The following is a 20,808-nucleotide window of genomic DNA, read 5'->3' as shown; positions in this document are numbered from 1 at the left end:
ACCCGCTGTTAAGCTACAAAGGCCTTAGGGGAAAAGCCTATGCTAAGTTAAAGATCCTGACTTACACAATGGCCTAATCATACAAAACCTAATGAAAAACAACTTGATCTCGACCACCATTCTTCGCTCGGTAGAGTGCTTTGTCGGCTGACTTAATCGCATCATCAAATGAGGTGTCTTTAACATATAAAGCTGCACCGATAGATATCGTAATGTTGAGAGAGTGGTTGTCCGGTGTAATAAACAGCGTATCGCGGATATGTGTAGTTATCCGCACCAAGATCTCACTGGCAATTCTGTTATCTGCGGTATGTATTAACAGCAAAAATTCTTCACCGCCATACCGCGCCAGAAAATCATTTCCTCTAATCACTGACGTTAGTTCCTGGGCGATATCATATAAAATTTTATCACCGGCAGAATGTCCATGATTATCATTAACCCTTTTAAAAAAATCTATATCAATCAAAGCAATAAAGCAGTCCTTATGCGTTTCTCTAAAATTATCCAAATGGTGATTAATACTGAATCTATTAGGTAATTTAGTCAGTTGATCCGTCGAGGATTGGAATTGCAAAATAGAGAATTTACTAAACGTTTTTTGAAAGCGGCTAAAAATAAAATAGAGTATCGAGAGTAAAATAATGCTCATCGCGGATTTAAATATTGAACGGGGAAGGTATCCTAAAGAGATTAGCCGTTCAAAATTCAAAGCAATATTTATACATTGTGGAATGAAAACCGAAAGGAAAAAAGTAGCATATCTTTTATTATCCCAAATTTTTAGCGCTATAGATAAAAACATGAAAGACATAATGAAAATATCATAAAATGGCGATAATCCAAATACAAATACCGCATGGATAGCATAGCTTATCAATAAGGGGATTGGGCCAAAAATTAATGCTGTCAGGACAATAGGACTAATGATTAACCCATAGAGTGTCGCACTGGTTTGGTTATGAAAATCAGCAAGATAGGTTGCAGTAAAACCGGCAATCACGCCCATTAGAATTTTATAATGTAACTGATTAGGTTTTTGTCTGGTAATAATATAAAGATAAGGTAATGATATGCAAAGATAGATAATACAGACCGCATTAAAGGAACTTGTCAAAACACTCTGCATCAATTGAAACATAATATAATCTTCTACACTTAATGAACTCGGCTATAGAGACAGGTAACCAAGTAAACAGAAAAAGGAAAGTTATAACGTATGCGGATAGGTTTCCTTTAATTTTGCGTATTTTCACCATAAAGGAGCGAACTATATCGTAAAAATAATAATTTATAAATAATTATATTTCTCTTAGTCATTTCATTTAGCATAACGTAAACTTAATATCACTTACGCCAGATATTATCCCTCGTCATAAGGAGTATAAACAGGATTTAATAATTTAAAAAATACTCGAGAGTGGCAAGAAAAACATCTATTATTACAGCCACGAGGAAATAAAAAACCAGCCGCTAAGCTGGTTATTATTATTCTATCGATTGTTAAGATTTGCCGTTAAGTCGTTTATTTTTTTAGTTGCAATGTTGTCATGCAGGTTTGGCTTTCAGCTTGGGTCGCAAAAGGTGATACAGCTTTGAGGCCTTGATAACTCACTTCGATAGTCCCTTCAGTATTGCGTGGCAACCACACACCAATAAAACCATTCTGATAGCTGGTCAGTGTATCTTGCAGGATAACTTTCCCGGCTTTATCGGTAATTTTCACATCAAATGCGGTATTCGCCAATTCACCACGACAGCCAGACAAACTGTGATTGAAGCATGGGTGAGTTTGGTTTACATAGGGGGCGAATGAGAGATAGAACTTATCACCCAAGGGAAAAGAATACCGCTGTTGTTCATCGGATAAGGTGAGTTCCGCACTCGTTACCGAAGCTGAATATGCCAAAGGGCGTTCTTGTTTGGATTGATCGATGGTCTCAATCATTTGCTCAGTAGTTTTTCCCGCTAAGCCATGTTGAGTCAAAAATTCCGTTTGTGTCGTCGCCGCGGCGAAATGGCTAAAAGTGACTGCAGCTAAAGCAACAATAGCCAGTCGGGCTGTTGTTGCAAATGTCTTTTTCACTGTCATGGTATCCTTCCAGTAAGAGGAAATGTTCTAGATAAGTTGGAATAATGACTGATAATCTAAACCCTCCCCTTGGGGGAGGGTCAAAGACAGATTTGAATAGAAAGGTAAACCATTGTATAGAAATGAATTTTATTGATATAAATCAAATTAACACTCTGACGTACCCCTCAAAACTGATTAATTAATATCAGGATGTTGAGCGATAAGATTCTTTCTCTTTTTCTCAAGTTCGGCTATTTCTTGATCAATATCATCAATGTTGTGTTCGATATGATCATGGTGTTCCTGCAATATCTCTCTGGCCTCCGCCCGATCAGACGCGGCTGGCGTCGCCCCTTTCAGTGGCATATTGGCAGTCTCTTTCATAAATATTCCAGTAACCAAACCAATAACCGCCACCACCATTAAGTAATAAGCGGGCATAAACAGATTTTGCGTTGTTTCAACCAACCACGCTGCGGCCGTTGGTGTCAGCCCTGCAACCAACACCGACACATTAAATGCGATAGCTAATGCGCTGTAGCGGATATGGGTTGGGAACATTGCGGGTAATATTGAGGCCATCACCCCCGTAAAACAGTTAAGCAAAATAGCCAGGATCAACAAACCACAAAATATCAAACCGATGATGCCGCTATTAATCAAAATAAAGCTGGGAATAGCGAGAATAAACAGCCCAATACTGCCACAAATAACAAAAGGTCTACGGCCGAATTTATCGCTCATTAATCCCATCACAGGCTGAACGAATAACATACCCAGCATGATTGCAATGATAATCAATACACCATGATCTTCAGAATAATGCAGACTATGGGATAGGTAGCTTGGCATGTAGGTCAGTAGCATGTAATAAGTGACGTTGGTGGCAATAACCATCCCGACACAGATAATCAGGCTTTTCCATTGTTTGGTTAAAATCTCACGGAAAGAAACCTTAGGTGGCTCGGCAATATTGTGGCGTGAATCATTATCAATTTTATCGACGTGCTGTTGAAAGGTCGGTGTCTCTTCAAGTGCATGACGCAAATAGATACCGATTAATCCTAATGGCGCAGCAACGAAGAACGGAATACGCCATCCCCACTCAAGGAAACTGGCTTCACCCACAATGCTGGAAATAAGCAGAACGACTCCAGCGCCTAATACGAAACCTGCAATGGAACCAAAATCCAACCAACTACCAAGAAAACCACGTTTTCTATCGGGTGAATATTCAGCCACAAAAATAGCGGCTCCGGTATATTCGCCACCAACCGAAAAACCCTGTGCCAGTTTTGCCAATAACAATAATATCGGTGCCCAAATACCTATCGAGGCATAAGAGGGAATCAGACCAATACAGAAGGTACTGACCGACATAATAATGATGGTGACGGACAGGACTTTTTGCCGCCCATATTTATCACCTAACGCACCAAAGAATAAGCCACCAAGGGGCCGAACCAAGAAAGGAACGGAAAAAGTCGCCAGCGCAGCAATCATCTGAATACCGGGATCAGCACCGGGGAAAAATACCTGACCAAGTGCAAAAGCGACAAAACCATACACCCCGAAATCGAACCACTCCATGGCGTTGCCCAACGCCGCTGCGGTGATTGCCTTCTTCAGTTTGGCATCATCAATGATTGTAATATCATTGAGTTGCATAGGTTTAACACTCTTTCTTCGTAGTCCCATTGTTTCTTCCTTATGTTCCCAATAGCTCCACTGCATAAAGCATGAAAATGATGACGCGGAGTAATACCTGTTAAAAATTCAAATTTAGTGAGATATTTATAAGAATAGTTGTAAAGCGAGGCGATGTGTAGGATAGAGCGGCCTGCAACATTTAGATAGAATAACTTAACATTATCCAAAATACATGTTAAAAGGCGAATTAAAAGCACAAAAAATAGCAATTTCCGCCATTAAATCGTAAACATCCAGACACATATACTACTCATGTTATCAGTGGGTAAATTGGCCTTACCCGCCCGTGCAAGGCCGAGTTATCGCTTTCATCCTTAAGCTGCACCCCCGATAAATGCCGTTGGAAAGATTGCTCCAACAACCAGGCTAACTTAAAAGCCGCCTGAGGATAATCCAAACCCTCTGGCCGGATATTAGAAATACAATTGCGCTCGGACTCCAACCGCCGCGTGTTCGGCCCCCAAGTCATATAAACCCCCAAACTATCCGGGGAAGAAAGCCCCGGCCTTTCACCAATCAACATGACAACCGCTTTGGCTTGTAAACACTCCCCTGCATCATCCCCTAATGCTACCCGTGATTGATGAGCCAACACTATCGGGGCCAGTGATAAGCCGAGCGTTTGCAAATAAGGTCGTAAGGCCATCACCAAAGGAATTGCCTGCCGGTGTACCGCTTTCGATGACAGACCGTCACCAATAACTAACAGAATATCGGCTTGCTTATCAGGCCATGCACACAACTGTTCACGGCTTTGCGACGATAGCTTTCGGCCAAGATCCGGGCGGCGCAGATAAGTTGCACGATCCGGCGCGGCACTGTTGACGGTAAGTGTCTGTAATCCTGAATCTGCCAGTTGATTAGCAAGATCCTCGCTGATAAAAGGCTGGTGCACGGCATCCCGTGCCTGCGCATGTGCCAAACCAAATTTCAACAGCTCTTCAGTAGGTAAGCTTGCTCCTGTACGGCCAAGAGCAATACGCGCCGCCGTGAACTGGCGCAAAACCGCCCACGAATTGCGATGTAACACCCCGTTTATTATCTCATTTCCGCTCATCAGAATGCCCCCATAGGTGGCAACTGTGCTAATAACGGATGATTGGCCGCGGTATCACGCAAGCGCCCCTGAGCATCCATAATATTCATTTTCTCTAGCCACAGACCAAACTCTGGTGCATGTTTCAGACCGAGCAATTGCCGGATATACAACGCATCATGAAACGACGTACTTTGATAATTAAGCATGATGTCATCAGCTCCCGGCACCCCCATCATAAAGGTCAGTCCAGCGGTCCCCAGTAAGGTCAGCAAGGTATCCATATCATCCTGATCCGCCTCAGCATGGTTGGTATAGCAGACATCACAACCGAGTGGGACACCCAGTAACTTGCCACAGAAATGGTCTTCCAAACCGGCACGGATAATCTGCTTACCATCATAAAGATATTCTGGCCCGATAAACCCGACGACAGTATTAGTCAGTAACGGTGAGAAGCGGCGAGCAATCGCATAAGCACGCGCTTCGCAGGTTTGTTGATCAACCCCGAAATGAGCATTACCGGAGAGACAACTGCCCTGCCCAGTTTCAAAATACATCACATTGTCACCGACAGTGCCTCGCTTGAGGCTCAATGCCGCACAGTGTGCTTCTTCCAACAAAGCCAGATTGATGCCAAAACCGGCATTTGCAGCTTCACTGCCCGCGATAGACTGGAACACTAAATCAACCGGTGCTCCGCGTTCAATCAACTTAATCGTGTTAGTAACATGCGTTAATACGCAGGATTGAGTGGGGATCTCAAAGCGACTTATCACGTCATCCAGCATATAATTAAGTTTTTCTAACAATGGCAAGCTGTCACTGGCGGGATTGATGCCAATCACAGCATCACCGCTGCCATACAGCAGGCCGTCAAGCATGCTGGCGGCGATACCCGGCAAACTGTCCGTGGGGTGATTGGGCTGTAGCCGCACACTTAAGTGGCCGGCAAGGCCAATAGTGTTACGGAATCGGGTAATAACACGGCATTTTTTCGCCACCAGAATCAAATCCTGATTACGCATTATTTTACTTACCGCGGCGGCCATTTCTGGGGTGATACCAGCACTGACTTGCGCTAGCGTCACACTGTCGGCCTGCTCGCTGAGTAACCAGTCACGAAAATCGCCGACGGTCAGATGCGCTATTGGCGCAAAAGCCTGCGGGTCGTGGCTATCAATAATCAGCCGTGTGACTTCATCCTGCTCATAAGGAATCAGCATTTGCTGTAAAAACGTTTTTAGCGGCAGATCTGCCAGCGTCATACGGGCAGCCATGCGTTCTTCAGCACTTTCTGCCGCAACGCCCGCCAGATAATCGCCCGAACGTGCCGGTGAAGCTTTAGCCATCAAATCGCGTAAATCGCCAAAGTGGTAACTACGATGGCTCAGTGTTGTCTGGTACATACTGCGTCCCTTAGTTGTTCAGGCTGCATAAACAGCCTGAACAATGATGACATTAATAGCAAGAATGGATCACTCGGCAGCACTGAGCTGTGGATCAAATGCGGCAGTAGCGCGTGAACGGTGGGTAAGACGAAAATAAATATAACCGACCAACATCATTCCAGCGAATATCAGAGCCAGCAGCGGGTTGTAATAGATCATCGCAATCAGACAGACAACCGCCAAAACTAACGCCAATGCTGGCGCAAACGGATAGAACGGCGCGGAGAATGGGCGAGTCAGGCGTGGCTCTGTTTGTCGCAGTTTGAATAATGACAACATTGAGATGATATACATCACGATGGCACCAAACACCGACATAGTGACAATATTTGCCGTCAGTGGCATGCCGCCAATAATAATCAACGAGTCAGAAAAAATAGCACCAATCCCGACAACACCACCAGCCAAAATAGCCAGGTGTGGGGTACGGAAACGGCGGTTTACTTTGGCCAGCGGCTTAGGTAAATAACCGGCGCGGGCCAAGGCAAAAATCTGGCGGGAATAGCCCATAATGATGCCATGGAACGAGGCTATCAGACCAAACAGCCCAAGCCATACCAGCATGTGTAACCAACCGCTGTCGCTGCCAACGATAATTTTCATTGCTTGTGGCAGTGGGTCGTTGATATTAGATAGCTTAGTCCAGTCGCCCACCCCACCGGCAAATACCATCACACCTAATGCCAGTAGCACTAAGGTCAAAATACCGCCAATAAAGGCGCGCGGAATGGTACGTTGTGGCTCTTTTGCTTCCTCTGCAGCCATCGAAGCCCCTTCAATCGCCAAAAAGAACCAGATAGCAAAGGGAATAGCGGCAAAAATCCCCGATAATGACCCGATACTGAATGTATCCGCGCCAGCCCAACCGCCTCTGACAAAGTTACTGATTTCAAAGCCTGGTGCGACCACGCCCATAAATACCAGCAACTCAAAAATGGCCAATATCGTCACCAACAGTTCGAAGGTTGCAGCAATACTGACACCCAGAATATTCAATGACATAAATATCAGATAGGCCCCAACCGCCACCCACTTTGGGTCAACTGCTGGGAATTGAACATTAATATAGGCACCAATTGCCATGGCAATGGCGGGAGGAGCAAATACAAACTCAATCAACGTCGCAAGACCAGCAATAAAGCCACCCGTTGGGCCAAAAGCGCGGTGAGCGTAAGCAAACGGCCCTCCGGCATGAGGAATAGCGGTGGTTAATTCGGTAAAACTAAAAATAAATGCCGTGTACATCGCGGCCACACCCAGAGCAGTAAACAGGAACCCTAAGGTCCCCGCTTGCGCCCATCCGTAGCTCCAACCAAAATATTCGCCGGAAATCACCAACCCGACGGCAATACCCCATAATTGAAAACTGCCCAACGTACGTTTTAATTCCGGTGCTTGTTTCGCCTGTGACATACCTTATCCCTATCAAAGAAATTTAATGGTAATAGTGCGGTCTATGGCTAAAGCAATGTTTGTACCAAATGCTAGATAACCGCTGAACAACGGAAATACCCGCACTTTAAGTAATGGGAAAAGGAGATGTAACGGGAGATAGCACTGTATGTGCGCTTTTCCCGCACTTTTTAGAGGCAAATGCACGAAGATGCAGCACCGCGAGGAAGGTACGCCTCATCCAGTCAAAAAAAACATCGTTTTGCTGCTGGGAGTACAGCACTCACTTTAATTTTCATAAATAATGCATTACGCAATGCCATAAACAAGACATAAATCACAAAATAAATAATTTATTAAAATTAAATATTCGTGATGCACTGCAAATTTAGGCTATTGCATTTTTATACAAATACTAATTTATATAAAATAATTGTGATCACAGTTACTGTTTTTCAGTGTTTGCATTTCATTAGTATCACAGATCACATTTTTTCATCGATTTGATTAAGCGCGTCGTCAAGAATAAGCTCAATTTCAGTTAATGCCCACGAGAATGAATTAATGGGTCGCCAAGATAAAATAATAATATAAGGACTCCCTATGCAGGCGCTTATCGATTTCTTTCCTGAAAATAGTATTGCGATATATCCTTCCGCCGAGCATTGGGAACACGCTATTGATTTATCAATGGCAAGCCTAATCGATAATCATGCGGTTAAACCTGAATATAGTCAGGCGATCAAAGATGCCACCCGTGAGATAGGGCCTTATTATATTTTGGCACCAGAAATAGCTATGCCGCATGCCCGCCCTGAAAATGGCGTGAACCACACCGCACTCAGCCTGACATTGCTGCGTAAAGGCGTGATTTTCGACGCTGACAGTGAACCGGTAAAATTACTAATAGGCCTGGCAGCAAAAGATGCGGACTCCCATATTTATGCTATTCAGGCATTAAGTGAAATGTTCTGTGACGATGAATCTATTACATCATTACTGAATGCTGCCAACACCGAAAATATAAAAGATATCCTTAAGCGTTATTAACCTATTCCGATAATACAATAACAAGGAATTAATATGGCTAATAAATCAATACGCGCCAAAGTACAATCCTTTGGCGGTTTTCTAACAGCAATGGTAATACCTAATATTGGGGCTTTTATTGCATGGGGGTTTATCACTGCATTATTTATCCCGACTGGATGGACGCCGAACGAACACTTCGGCAAGTTGGTCGGCCCGATGATTACCTACCTGCTACCGTTAATGATTGGTTCTACCGGTGGGCATTTGATTGGGGGTAAACGCGGGGCCGTGATGGGCGGTATTGGCACTATGGGGGTTATTGTTGGTGCTGATATTCCGATGTTTATCGGCGCGATGGTGATGGGGCCACTAGGGGGTTATTTAATTAAACATATCGATAAGCGATTGGAGAAACACATTCCAGCCGGTTTCGAGATGGTAATTAATAATTTCTCCCTCGGTATCAGCGGCATGTTGCTCTGCCTACTGGCCTATGAAGTGATCGGCCCGGCGGTGATGGAGGCGAATAATCTGGTCAAACAAGGCATCGAAGCACTGGTGTCTACTGGCTTCTTACCCCTACTGGCGGTGATTAATGAACCTGCCAAAGTGCTGTTCCTGAATAATGCCATCGACCAGGGAATCTATTACCCACTGGGAATGCAGGAAACTGCTATCCACGGCAAATCAATTTACTTTATGGTCGCCTCAAATCCAGGGCCAGGGTTAGGTATTCTGCTGGCTTTCTCACTATTTGGCAAAGGTATGAGTAAGAAGTCAGCACCCGGCGCGATGATTATTCATTTCCTCGGCGGTATCCACGAGCTCTATTTCCCTTATGTTCTTATGAAACCACTGATGATCATTGCCATGATCGCTGGTGCCATGAGTGGCATATATGTCTTTGAATTATTAGGTGCTGGCCTGGTTGCAGGTCCGAGTCCTGGTTCTATCTTCGCGTATCTGGCATTAACCCCTCGCGGTGGTTTCCTAGCTACCTGTGCGGGTGTCTTTACCGGTACTGCAGTTTCGTTCTTGGTGGGTTCCATCATCTTGAAAATGGACAAAGCCACCAGCGAAGAGAGCTTTGAAGAGTCGCAAACCGCCATGAAGAATCTAAAAGCCGAGGGCATATTGGCCAATCACCTCAACAATGATCATCCGGTACGGTTGATAGCCTTTGTCTGCGATGCCGGGATGGGGTCCAGCGCCATGGGAGCAACCACGTTTAGAAAAAAACTGGAGAAAGCCGGTTACCCGATTGCGGTAAAACATTACGCCATCGAAAACATTCCAACCGATGCTGACATCATTGTTACCCACGCCAGCCTTGAAGGCAGAGCACAGGGCGTGACGGACAAGCCATTGATTCTAATTAAAAATTATCTTGGCGACCAGGCTCTGGATATTTTATTCGAGCAATTGACTACAAGTGATAAGCCAAAGGAATCAGTATGAAAACGAAAGTGGCTGCAATATACGGTAAGCAAGATGTCCGCCTACGTGAGTTTGAATTACCCCCGATCAGCGATGACGAATTACTGGTTAGCGTCATTTCCGACAGCGTCTGCCTGTCGACTTACAAAGCAGCTTTGCTGGGTAGTGAGCACAAACGAGTACCGGGTGATGTGGCGCAACACCCTGCCATTACTGGCCATGAATGTGCGGGGGTCATTGTTGAAGTCGGTAAGAATTTAGCCACCCGCTATCGTGCTGGTGAACGTTTTGTGTTGCAACCTGCGATGGGGCTACCCAGTGGCTATTCAGCAGGTTACAGCTACGAATATTTTGGCGGTAACGCCACCTACATGATTATTCCCAAGCTGGCTATTGATCTCGGCTGTGTACTGCCTTATCACGGCAACTATTTTGCCGCCGCATCGCTGGCTGAACCGATGTGTTGCATTATTGGAGCCTATCACGCCAGTTATCACACCACACAATATGTTTATGAACACCGCATGGGCATTAAGCCCGGCGGTAATCTGGCCCTATTGGCTTGTGCCGGGCCAATGGGAATGGGGGCTATCGATTATGCCATCAACGGTGATATCAAACCGGCCCGCGTGGTGGTGGTAGATATAGATGAAGTCCGTCTGGCTCGTGCTGAGCAACTACTACCAAGAAAACAGGCAGCAGATAAAGGTATCGAACTGATTTACATCAACAGCAGCAAGCTAGATAACCCCATCGATACATTACGTCAACTCACGGGGAATCAGGGTTTTGATGATGTATTTGTCTACGCAGCTGTGCCAGCAGTCATTGAATTGGGTGATGATTTGCTGGCAGAAGATGGTTGCCTGAACTTCTTTGCCGGCCCGACAGATAAGCACTTTAAAGTGCTGTTTAACTTCTATCACGTCCACTACTCCAGTACGCATATTGTCGGTACTTCTGGTGGCTCTACCGGTGACATGGAAGAGGCACTTACGCTTTCTGCCCAGCGACGCATACAACCCTCTTTTATGATTACTCATATTGGCGGTCTGGATGCTGTACCTGAAACGGTGCTCAACCTCCCCCATATACCGGGTGGCAAGAAACTGATTTATAACGGCATTACCATGCCCCTCACCGCCATTGACGATTTTGCCGAACGAGGTAAAACGGATCCATTATTTGCGCAATTAGCCGAACTGGTCGCCGAAACTCATGGGGTCTGGAATGAAAAAGCAGAACACTATCTGTTAGCGCACTTTAACGTGGATATCGGAGTCGAGAGTGAAAACACTGGCATATGATATTTTCCGCACCACCGAACAAGCAGCAATGGCGGCCTGGCCACTGCTCGGCTGCGGTAACAAAAACCTTATTGATGGCGTTGCCGTCAGCGCCATGCGCGAGGCCTTAAATCAGATGACGATGCAAGGAAGCATTGTTATCGGAGAAGGCGAAATTGACCATGCGCCGATGCTGTATATTGGCGAACAACTCGGTGCCGGTGGACCACCTGTTGATATTGCTGTTGATCCTATTGAAGGTACCCGCATGGTCGCGATGGGGCAAGCCAATGCGCTGGCTGTGATTGCTTTTGCCCCACGAGGGATGTTGTTACATGCGCCTGATATGTATATGCGAAAATTAGTGGTAGGTGCACAAGCCAAAGGTTCCATTGACTTGCGCCGTTCACTGGCAGAAAACCTGCGCTGTGTGGCGGCTAAGTTAAACAAACCTTTAAATACGTTACGCATGATTACCCTCGACAAACCGCGCCATCAGCAGGCTATCGAACAGGCCAATGCACTCGGTGTTAAAGTTTATGCTATTGCGGACGGCGATGTGGCCGCCAGCCTGATGACCTGCTTATCCAACGGGCAGGTCGATGTGATGTATTGCATCGGCGGCGCACCTGAAGGCGTTATCTCGGCCTGTGCCATTCGTGCTTTGGGCGGCGATATGCAAGCTGAATTGATCGACTTTTGTCAGGCCAAAGGGGAAAGCGTGACGAATCGGGATATTGCCCTCACGGAGCACCAACGCTGCCAGCAAATGGGGGTTAACCTTAATCAGGTCTATTCTCTGACCGAATTGGTGCGCTCCGGGCAGATTATTTTTTCCGCAACCGGCATCACTCAGGGTGATATCGTCACCGGTATTAAGGAAAAAAATGGGGGCCAACTTCAAACCCAAACACTTTTGATTAACGGGCTGGATAACACCTGTAATATCATCAACTCCCTCCACTATCGATAATGGTGTTAAGGGTAGGATGACTGCATTAACTGAAGATGACGTACTCGAAAGGCTCGCCAGCCCTGAAAATCTCAATGATTTTCTGCTGAATGCCAATGAGATCTTATTTCAGGGTATTAAAAGCCTTCTGCCCTATTTATTTATCAATAATGATGAAGATATTCAGGAATACGCCGTCAAGCCTTTATTAGCCAAGTCAGGCCCACTGGACAGTCTGGATGTTTCTTTGCGCTTAATTTATGCGTTGGGGCAAATAACAAAAGCGGTTTATGCCGATATTTTGTTATTTTCTCAGCTCAGTGAGCATTTGCAGAAAACCGGAGATATTACTGAGTTTCATGACGATATCGTTTATGAATTTATGGGTAATCTCAATGCCGTGACCCAGAATAAAACCTTATTTCAAATGATTGAAAAGATGAAGTTTTCTGACTTCACCATTTTTAATCAGACCCGCTACGGGAATATGGTGAAAACCGGGCTGACGTTGGCAGTGACGTCATTATTACAGGAACTGACTTATGAGAGTGGAACTTAACATTAATGGGCTACAGAACAGCGCGCATTTTCCCGACCGCGATATTACTCATCTGCATCTGCCACTATTAGCCTCACTGTCTCAGCAACAACAGCAGCTTCAGCGCCGCATGGTGGTTTTTTTATGCGCGCCACCCGGTACCGGTAAATCCACCCTCGCCACATTTTGGCAATGGCTTTCCCAACGTGACACCACTCTAACACCGGTACAATGTCTGCCTATGGACGGCTTTCACCACTACAATCACTACCTTGATGCCCACCAGTTACGCAGTAAAAAGGGAGCACCAGAAACCTTTGATTTGCCTAAGCTACGTCAGGCTATCCACAGCTTGCAGCAACCTGGAGCGACCTGGCCTGCCTATGACCGCCGGTTACATGACCCGGTTGAAGATGCCATTATTGTCGACGCACCGATTATCGTGCTGGAGGGCAATTGGTTATTACTGCAACAACCCGGTTGGCAGCAGTTGAAAGCACTGGCTGATTACACTATTTATATTAATGCCGCCCCAGAATTACTGCGGGATCGCCTGATTGAGCGCAAGATCCGTGGCGGTTTATCGCCACAACAGGCCGAGGATTTTTACCTCGCCACTGACGGCCCTAATGTGTTCAAGGTATTGCAGTTCAGCCAGCCCGCCGACTGTCATTTAGTGATGGATAGCGATATGAGTTACCACAAAGCCTGAGCCACAATAAGGAAAAACCCGCCAGCGGCGGGTTTTCACTTTTACACATCGGCTCAAGGTTGCGGGTCGCTGCCAGAATCCTCTTTGCGGGTTTTCACCCATTCTCGCAGTCGCTGAATATGCAGATACAGTGCGGGAATAAACAGTATCCCCACCGCAGTGGCCATCAACATGCCACCAAACACGGTGATACCGATAATTTGACGGCTCATCGCCCCGGCTCCACTGGCAAAAACCAGTGGCATCACCCCGAGGATAAACGAAATAGCAGTCATCATAACCGCACGAAAACGCTGCTTAGCACCTTCCTGTGCCGCATCACGGATACTCGCGCCCTCTTCTCTGCGGGCTTTAGAGAATTCGACGATCAAAATCGCATTCTTAGCTGCCAGCCCTATCAGCAACACTAAGCCGATTTGCGCGTACACATCGTTGGCAAACCCCATTGCCGCCAGCCCTGCTACCGCCCCGCCTACGGCAAACACCACCGAGAGGATAACCACCAGCGGAATACTCCAACTCTCATATTGGGCGACTAAAAACAGATAGGCAAAGACCAATGCAGCAAGATAGATAAACACCACTTGCCCGCCGGTTTGCTGCTCCTGCCACGACATTCCGCTCCAGCTATAGCTGTAACCTGACGGTAAATTCTGTGCCAATAACGACTCCATCGCCGCCATTGCCTGACCAGAGCTGGCACCATCAGCCGCAGAACCGCTGATGGCTACCGAAGGGAACTGGTTGAAATTACTGATAAAGGGCGCACCCACCGAGGGGGTTAACGTCACCAGATTTGCCAGACTGACCAATGCACCATTGTCACTGCGCACATTCAGACTATTTATCTGAGCGGTGCGCTGGCGGAAATCCATATCATTTTGTAATTGCACCCGAAACATACGGTTATTCAGGGTGAAATCTCCCGCATTCATTCCCCCAAGTGACGTTTGCAAGGTTTGGAAGATTCGGCTGACCGGTACCTGTAGCAGCGCGGCGCGGTCACGATCGATACTCAGATTAGTTTCAGGCACCGAAGCGCTGAAGGTGGTAAATACCCGGCTGAGTTTCGGGTCCTGATTAGCGGCAAAAATAATTCCCTGGCTCACCTGCGCCAACTCTTGCGGTGACTGGCCTAACAGCGCCTGAATACGTAAATCAAATCCAGAAGCACTGCCCAACCCGGCAATAGCCGGTGGGTTTACTGCCATGATCATCGCCGAAGGGATAGCGGCCAAATTGGTCTGAATACTGGCCAGCACGCGATCAATATGAGGCCGTTGCCCCCAAGGTTTTAGCATCACAATGGCAAATCCGGCATTGGGCGAGTTGTTGCCGCTAAGCAAACTGAAGCCGGTGATTTTTATCACATCCTCGACGGCATCATTATCAGTAACCACTTGATACATCTGGTCCATCACCGTCTGAGTCCGATTAAGCGAAGCCCCATCTGGTAGTTGTAAACTGACAAAGAAGTACCCCTGATCTTCCTCCGGCAGGAACGAGGTGGGTAAACGCGTGTAACCCCACCAGGTTGCCAGCCCCACCAGCAGTAGCGCGGCGATACTGAATACCGCTCGGCTACTGATACGGCTGGTCAATGAAACATAACCGTCGCGGGCGCGATCAAGCCCACGATTAATACCGCCGAACAGACCGGTATCTGCCAATGTGCGCCGTTTCAGCAATACCGCACACAGCGCCGGACTTAAGGTTAATGCATTGATACTGGATAAAATCACCGCCGCCGACAGTGTTACCGCAAACTGCCGGTATAGCTCACCGATAATCCCTGGCAAAATGGCAATCGGCACGAATACCGCCATCAGTACCAGGGTGGTTGCGATAATCGGCCCGGCAATTTGAGTCATTGCCTGTCTGGTTGCTTGCGCCGGTGACAGATCAGGGTCATTCGATAATAAGCGCTCGACGTTTTCCACCACCACAATAGCGTCATCAACCACAATGGTTAGCGCCAGAATAATGGCAAACAGGCTCAGGGTATTGGCCGAATAACCAAAGATATACAGTACAGCGAAGGTGCCGAGCAGGGAGACCGGAATGGTAAGCGCGACGATAAAAGTCGCCCGCATACTTTGCAAAAACAGATACACCACCGCCAATACCACAATTAAGGTTAACGTCAGTGACACTGCGATTTCATGCAATGTTGCGGTAACCGGCAGGGTGGAGTCGTAATTGATTTCATACGTCAGGTCTGGCGGGAAAGAGGCTGATAGCCGAGCCATTTCATCCCGTACCCCATTAGCCACATTTAACGCGTTGGCACCCGGTACCGGATAAACTACTAAAAATGCCGATTCAGTCTGGTTTTGCGCCGCACTGACCTGATAGTTCTGCGCCCCCAGCGCCACGCGAGCAACATCACCTAACCGAATCATGCCGCCCTGAGGATTGCTACGAATAATCACATTAGCAAACTGTTGTGGGTCCGTTAGCCGCCCTTGTCCACTGATGGTCAGGGTTTGCTGCTGACCGGGCACCGACGGTGATGAGCCAATCTGCCCGGCAGCCGCCTGTACGTTCTGCTGTTGTAATGCTGCGACAATATCCTGCACGCTGACATTCAGTGATTCCATCCGTTGCGGATTGAGCCAAACCCGCATGCTGTAATCACGCGCGCCAAATACCTGCACATCGCCGACACCATTGATACGCGCAATGGCATCACGCAACTGAATACTGGTGTAATTGCTGACAAACAGCGCATCATGGGTTTGTTTCGGTGAAAAAACACTGACTCCCAGCAACAAGTTAGAGGCCCGTTTGCGCACGGAAATACCGTTTTCATTCACCTCCGCCGGCAGCTGAGCACTCACCTGAGAAATGCGGTTTTGCACCTCAACCGCCGCCATATCGGGGTCGGTACCACTGGCAAAGGTAATACTTAACTGATAACTGCCGTTATTAGCACTGGTCGATTCCATATACAGCATATTGCTGACACCGTTGACCTGCGCTTCCAGTGGTGAGGCCACGGCTTGTGCAACATCGCGGGCACTGGCTCCGGGGTAGACGGCACTCACGGAAACCACCGGTGGCGTAATATCAGGATATTGTTCCACCGGAATCACATACAACGACACCCAGCCAACAATGGTTATCACCAGTGCAATAACAATGGCAAACTTGGGCCGACGGATAAAGAAATGCAGCATCTGGCCTTCCCCTTAATTTACTGTCAGTGGTGTAGCAACGCTGGCGCTAACCGTCATCCCTGGCCGGACATGTTGTAGCCCTGCCACAATCACTCGTTCGCCCACTTTCAGCCCGTCAGTCACTTCATATTGTTGTTCAAACTGCTCACCCAACGTCACTTGCCGCACATCGACCTGATCTTTATCGTTCACCACCAAAACAAAGTGTCCCTGCTTATTCTGCTGCAATGCGGCAATCGGTATGACAGTAACCGGTTTTGCCATTTCTGCTGCCAGCGACACATTCACCACCCCACCGGGCAGTAATAAATGCCGTGGATTGGCAAAACGGGTACGCAGGGTAACGGTACCGGTCTGTTTATCAATTTGATTATCAACGGACTCAAAAACGCCGCGTTCCGGGTACTGCTTACCATTCGCCAGTTGAATACGAGGAGTAAAGTTGCCAAACGGCAATGTACTGTTGTCCGCAGAGGGACCTGCAACCGACAACTGATAGGTTGCTGTAATGTAATCTCGTTCATTCACTGCGATAGCTACCCGAATCGGATCAAGTTGGACAATATTGACCAACGTGCCGCTGGCAGGATTAATTAGGCTACCGACATTAAAACGGCTGTGACCAATCTGACCGGTTATCGGCGCGTAAATACGGGTAAAACTGAGCTGTAATTGCTGGATTTGCAGGTTCGCCTGCGCCTGAGCTACCGCCGCGCGGCTGATATCGCGCTGCGCTTGTGCTTCGTCAACTTCCGCCTGGCTGACCGAGCGATTACTTCCCAAACGCTGTAAGCGGGTGAGGTTCACCTGAGCATGATTAGCACTGGCAGTCGCACTGTCTAACTGCGCCTGGGCCTGCGTTACTGCGGCCTGATGCAACGCGGGATCAATTTCATACAATAGAGAACCCTGCTTGACCATCTGCCCTTCGGTAAACAACCGCGCAGCAATAAACCCTTCGGTGCGGGTCGTCACATCCACCGCCTGAATCGCCTCCACGCGCCCCAAATACTGTAACGCAGTATCCGGTGTGATTGAGGTTACGACCGAAACAGTAACCGCAGGCAACGGTGCTGCTGCAAAAACCTGATGTGTCACAAGACTCAACAGCAAGAGCAAATTCAGCCGAGTCCGTAGGATTCGTGGCACGTAATTGATTAGCGTGGACCAAACCAAATTCAGTGTAACCATGGTCATTCCTTACTCTCGGCAAAAAGTGATAATTTCATAAAGAGCGCGCAACCTTTTGCGGGCCAAAGAGAAGGTAACGTATTACACCTATAATGATAAGAGACTAAGATTATATTCATGTTAGTTTATATTTCTTCTGAGTCTTCACTTCCTGCTGATTAAATGGATGTTTTATCCTATTTAGGATCAGCCTAAATTTTGTAAGTGCCAAGGGAACTCACTATGACGGACTCCAGCCAGCCAGAATCACCATCACGGGCAAAAGGAGATAATGTTTTCTTTGCAAAACAAACTTTACAGGCCATGGCCTTGCTGGTTGGGGCAACCATCATTATTGCAGCGGTAGGCATTATCTATATCGCCTCGCAATTAAATGAACGAGCGACATCTCAAAGTCGTTTTCTGGTAGAAAAAGCCTGGAAAATGCGGCAAGACTCAATAAAAACCCGAATAAAAGACAATGCTTTCTGGGGTGATGCTTATGAACATTTGCATGTAAAAGTCGATCCTGACTGGGCTTTTGTCAGCCAAAATCTGGGGCCTTCACTGTATAGCGACTTTAATTATGAGGGAGTGTTTGTTGTTGATGGGCTAGGAAAAACCCGTTATTCGGTCATCAATGGGCAACTGAAAGATATTAGCCTGCCCGATTGGCTCAACAAAGATATAACCCCGTTGATTGACGCCGCCCGAGCGCGGGCAGACAAACAATATATTGCAACTGAAACCATCGACGTGGCTGGGCAACCGGCCATTGTTGCGGCTGCGGCCTTAACTACTGGTAGTGATCCACGCGTTAAAACAGTGGCTGGAGCACCCTCTGTTCTGGTGTTTATCGATTTACTGACACAGCCCGAGCTAAATACCTTGGGCGAAGATTATGGTATTCATCAACTGCGTACCCCTGAGGATGAAAAAGACGCGGCATCCAGCCCGTCAGTTCTATTATCTGCCAGTGATAACAGCGCATTGACGCTGCATTGGAATCAGGATATGCCCGGCGCGCAACTGCTCAACATATTACTCCCACTACTGACGCTGGTTGCATTGATTCTTGGGCTGACCGGCTGGTTAGTTCTGCGGCGGGCGATGTCAGAAGCACGGGTAGCGGATGAAAACAAATCTGCTTTAATCGCCAGCGAAGAACGCTTTCGTCATGTCGCCGAAGCTGCTACCGACTGGTTATGGGAAACCGATGCCGATTTACGCATCACCTACCTGTCGCAACGGTTTTTGACCATTACCGGATTAAGTGTGGAGCGCTGGCTGGGGCGTAATCTTGATTCACTGTTAAATTGCGATATTATCCCGCTGCGCTCTTGGTTACAGCACACCCATCTGACTGAATCTCGCAATGAGTTGCAATGCACTTATTTCTCCGCCAAAGGCGATAAACGCATTTGCCGTATTTATGCCAAACCTATCATCCAAAACAACGAAACCATTGGGTTCCGTGGCACCGCATCGGATATCACCCGTGAAATAGAAGCACAGGAACGGATTCAGCACCTCTCTCTACATGATGCATTGACCGGTTTACCCAACCGTCTGCGAATGAAAGAATTCCTGGAAAATAAGTTACGCCATTTAGCTGCGGCCCCCCACCCGCTGGTTATCCTCAATGTTGACTTGGATAAGTTTAAACCTGTTAACGACACTTTTGGTCATGTTACCGGTGATCTGGTACTGCATCAGGTATCTGAACGCCTAAGAAGTTGTTTGCGTGATCAAGATTTAGTCGCGCGTCAGGGGGGAGATGAATTTGTTCTAATTATCACAGGTCTTGCGTCACGCAAAGAAATTGAACAGCTTTGTACGCGCGTTATCACCCGAATCGAAAGTCCTTACGTGATAAATGATCAGGATATTTATATCGGGGCCAGCATTGGTATTGCACTGGCACCTCAAGACTCAATGCAAGCCGAAGAGCTATTACGATTTGCAGATATTGCCATGTATGAAGCTAAAAACAGTGGCCGTAACCGTTGGAGCTTCTACTCCAGTGAAATGAATGAGCGCCTGATGCAACGCAGTGAGCTAGAGCGTTTTTTACGTCAGGCCGTTAAGCACAACGAATTTAACCTTTATTACCAGCCACGCTACCGTATTGAGGGAACACAACTGACGGGTGCTGAAGCCTTGGTGCGCTGGAACCACCCGATTTTGGGGCTGCTGATGCCGGATCAATTTATTGCGCTGGCCGAAGAGACGGGGCTTATCACCTCAATTAGCGACTGGACCATGCTACAGGCATGTCAGGATGCATCGACATGGCCCTCGTCACTGATTGTTTCCGTTAATATTTCTGCGGTTGAATTCAGGAACCAGCGCCTGATAGAACGAGTGCGCCAAGTCCTGCTGCTCACTGGGCTACCTAGCCATCGATTGGAGCTGGAAATCACCGAGCGGATAATGATTGAAGATGCCGATGGTGCCTTTAAAACCATGACAGCATTGAAAACCCTGGGTGTGCGCTTATCGATGGATGACTTTGGTACTGGATATTCCTCACTGAATTATCTGCGCCGCTTCCCGTTCGATGGATTGAAAATTGATAAGAGCTTTACCGATGAACTGGCCGAGTCACATGAAGGCCAATCAATTGTCGAAGGAATCATTAACCTCGGCCATGCGCTGTCCATGACGGTGACCGCCGAAGGGGTAGAAACCGCCGAGCAGCTCGGGCAGTTACAGACTCTGATGTGTGATGAAGTTCAGGGTTATTTCTTGGGTAAGCCAATGAAACTGGATGATTTATTAGTTCTTATCCGTAATACACATTATGATTGAGGGCCGTTCAGCCGCTGGCGCTCAAGGC

The 20,808-nt window shown here is 47.3% G+C and carries 15 protein-coding genes and 1 pseudogene; 7 read left to right on the top strand and 9 right to left on the bottom strand.

The window, feature by feature from the left end; all coding sequences use genetic code 11:
• Positions 1-88: 88 nt before the first annotated feature.
• The 7 genes and pseudogenes from A6J66_020320 to eat all read right to left on the bottom strand — a co-directional run bounded on the left by A6J66_020320 (position 89) and on the right by eat (position 7,684).
• Complete coding sequence (locus A6J66_020320; GenBank protein PNM27096.1) at positions 89-652, bottom strand: GGDEF domain-containing protein; 564 nt, start codon at positions 650-652, stop codon at positions 89-91.
• Positions 653-760: 108 nt separating this feature from the next.
• Positions 761-1,141, bottom strand: a pseudogene (locus A6J66_020315) (hypothetical protein).
• 384 nt (positions 1,142-1,525) lie between these two features.
• Complete coding sequence (locus A6J66_020310) at positions 1,526-2,092, bottom strand: hypothetical protein (protein ID PNM26299.1); 567 nt, start codon at positions 2,090-2,092, stop codon at positions 1,526-1,528.
• Positions 2,093-2,269: 177 nt separating this feature from the next.
• A complete protein-coding gene (locus A6J66_020305) occupies positions 2,270-3,772 on the bottom strand; it encodes a proline/glycine betaine transporter ProP (protein PNM26298.1) in 1,503 nt (500 codons plus the stop codon).
• A gap of 262 nt (positions 3,773-4,034) precedes the next feature.
• Positions 4,035-4,841 (bottom strand): ethanolamine ammonia-lyase subunit EutC, encoded by an 807-nt coding sequence (locus A6J66_020300; protein PNM26297.1) that lies wholly within the window; start codon positions 4,839-4,841, stop codon positions 4,035-4,037.
• Positions 4,841-6,229: an ethanolamine ammonia-lyase subunit EutB gene (locus tag A6J66_020295; protein PNM26296.1), complete on the bottom strand. Its 1,389-nt coding sequence runs from the start codon at positions 6,227-6,229 to the stop codon at positions 4,841-4,843. Before A6J66_020295 ends, A6J66_020300 begins: the two co-directional genes overlap by 1 nt.
• A 69-nt stretch (positions 6,230-6,298) precedes the next feature.
• The gene (eat, locus tag A6J66_020290; GenBank protein PNM26295.1) at positions 6,299-7,684 is read right to left on the bottom strand and encodes an ethanolamine permease; all 1,386 of its coding nucleotides are present in this window, start codon (positions 7,682-7,684) and stop codon (positions 6,299-6,301) included.
• A gap of 582 nt (positions 7,685-8,266) precedes the next feature.
• Here eat and cmtB point away from each other — a divergent pair.
• The 6 genes from cmtB to A6J66_020260 are packed head-to-tail and all read left to right on the top strand — an operon-like array spanning position 8,267 to position 13,620.
• Entirely contained in the window at positions 8,267-8,713 is a 447-nt protein-coding gene (gene cmtB, locus A6J66_020285; protein PNM26294.1) for a PTS mannitol transporter subunit IIA, read from the top strand.
• A gap of 33 nt (positions 8,714-8,746) precedes the next feature.
• Positions 8,747-10,153: a PTS mannitol transporter subunit IIBC gene (locus A6J66_020280; GenBank protein PNM26293.1), complete on the top strand. Its 1,407-nt coding sequence runs from the start codon at positions 8,747-8,749 to the stop codon at positions 10,151-10,153.
• Complete coding sequence (locus tag A6J66_020275; protein PNM26292.1) at positions 10,150-11,439, top strand: L-sorbose 1-phosphate reductase; 1,290 nt, start codon at positions 10,150-10,152, stop codon at positions 11,437-11,439. The genes A6J66_020280 and A6J66_020275 overlap by 4 nt, the downstream gene beginning before the upstream one ends.
• A complete protein-coding gene (gene glpX, locus A6J66_020270; GenBank protein PNM26291.1) occupies positions 11,420-12,391 on the top strand; it encodes a fructose-bisphosphatase class II in 972 nt (323 codons plus the stop codon). The genes A6J66_020275 and glpX overlap by 20 nt, the downstream gene beginning before the upstream one ends.
• A gap of 16 nt (positions 12,392-12,407) precedes the next feature.
• Complete coding sequence (locus A6J66_020265) at positions 12,408-12,929, top strand: transcriptional regulator (protein ID PNM26290.1); 522 nt, start codon at positions 12,408-12,410, stop codon at positions 12,927-12,929.
• Positions 12,913-13,620 carry a nucleoside/nucleotide kinase family protein gene (locus A6J66_020260; protein PNM26289.1) on the top strand — a complete coding sequence of 236 codons (708 nt, stop codon included), beginning with the start codon at positions 12,913-12,915 and terminating at the stop codon, positions 13,618-13,620. The genes A6J66_020265 and A6J66_020260 overlap by 17 nt, the downstream gene beginning before the upstream one ends.
• A 53-nt stretch (positions 13,621-13,673) precedes the next feature.
• Here the strand turns inward: A6J66_020260 and A6J66_020255 are convergent, their stop codons facing one another.
• Both A6J66_020255 and A6J66_020250 read right to left on the bottom strand, forming a co-directional pair.
• Complete coding sequence (locus A6J66_020255; protein PNM26288.1) at positions 13,674-16,799, bottom strand: AcrB/AcrD/AcrF family protein; 3,126 nt, start codon at positions 16,797-16,799, stop codon at positions 13,674-13,676.
• Between the two features lie 12 nt (positions 16,800-16,811).
• Positions 16,812-17,990: an efflux RND transporter periplasmic adaptor subunit gene (locus tag A6J66_020250; GenBank protein ID PNM26287.1), complete on the bottom strand. Its 1,179-nt coding sequence runs from the start codon at positions 17,988-17,990 to the stop codon at positions 16,812-16,814.
• Positions 17,991-18,293: 303 nt separating this feature from the next.
• On the opposite strand from A6J66_020250, the gene A6J66_020245 reads away from it, so the two are divergent.
• Positions 18,294-20,780 carry a PAS domain S-box protein gene (locus A6J66_020245; GenBank protein ID PNM26286.1) on the top strand — a complete coding sequence of 829 codons (2,487 nt, stop codon included), beginning with the start codon at positions 18,294-18,296 and terminating at the stop codon, positions 20,778-20,780.
• The last annotated feature ends 28 nt before the right edge of the window (positions 20,781-20,808 follow it).

The organism is Yersinia enterocolitica, assembly GCA_002082245.2.
Classification (GTDB): Bacteria; Pseudomonadota; Gammaproteobacteria; order Enterobacterales; family Enterobacteriaceae; genus Yersinia; species Yersinia enterocolitica_E.
The sequence above is the reverse complement of the archived record's forward strand: the minus strand, read 5'-3'. Positions and strand labels throughout refer to the sequence as shown.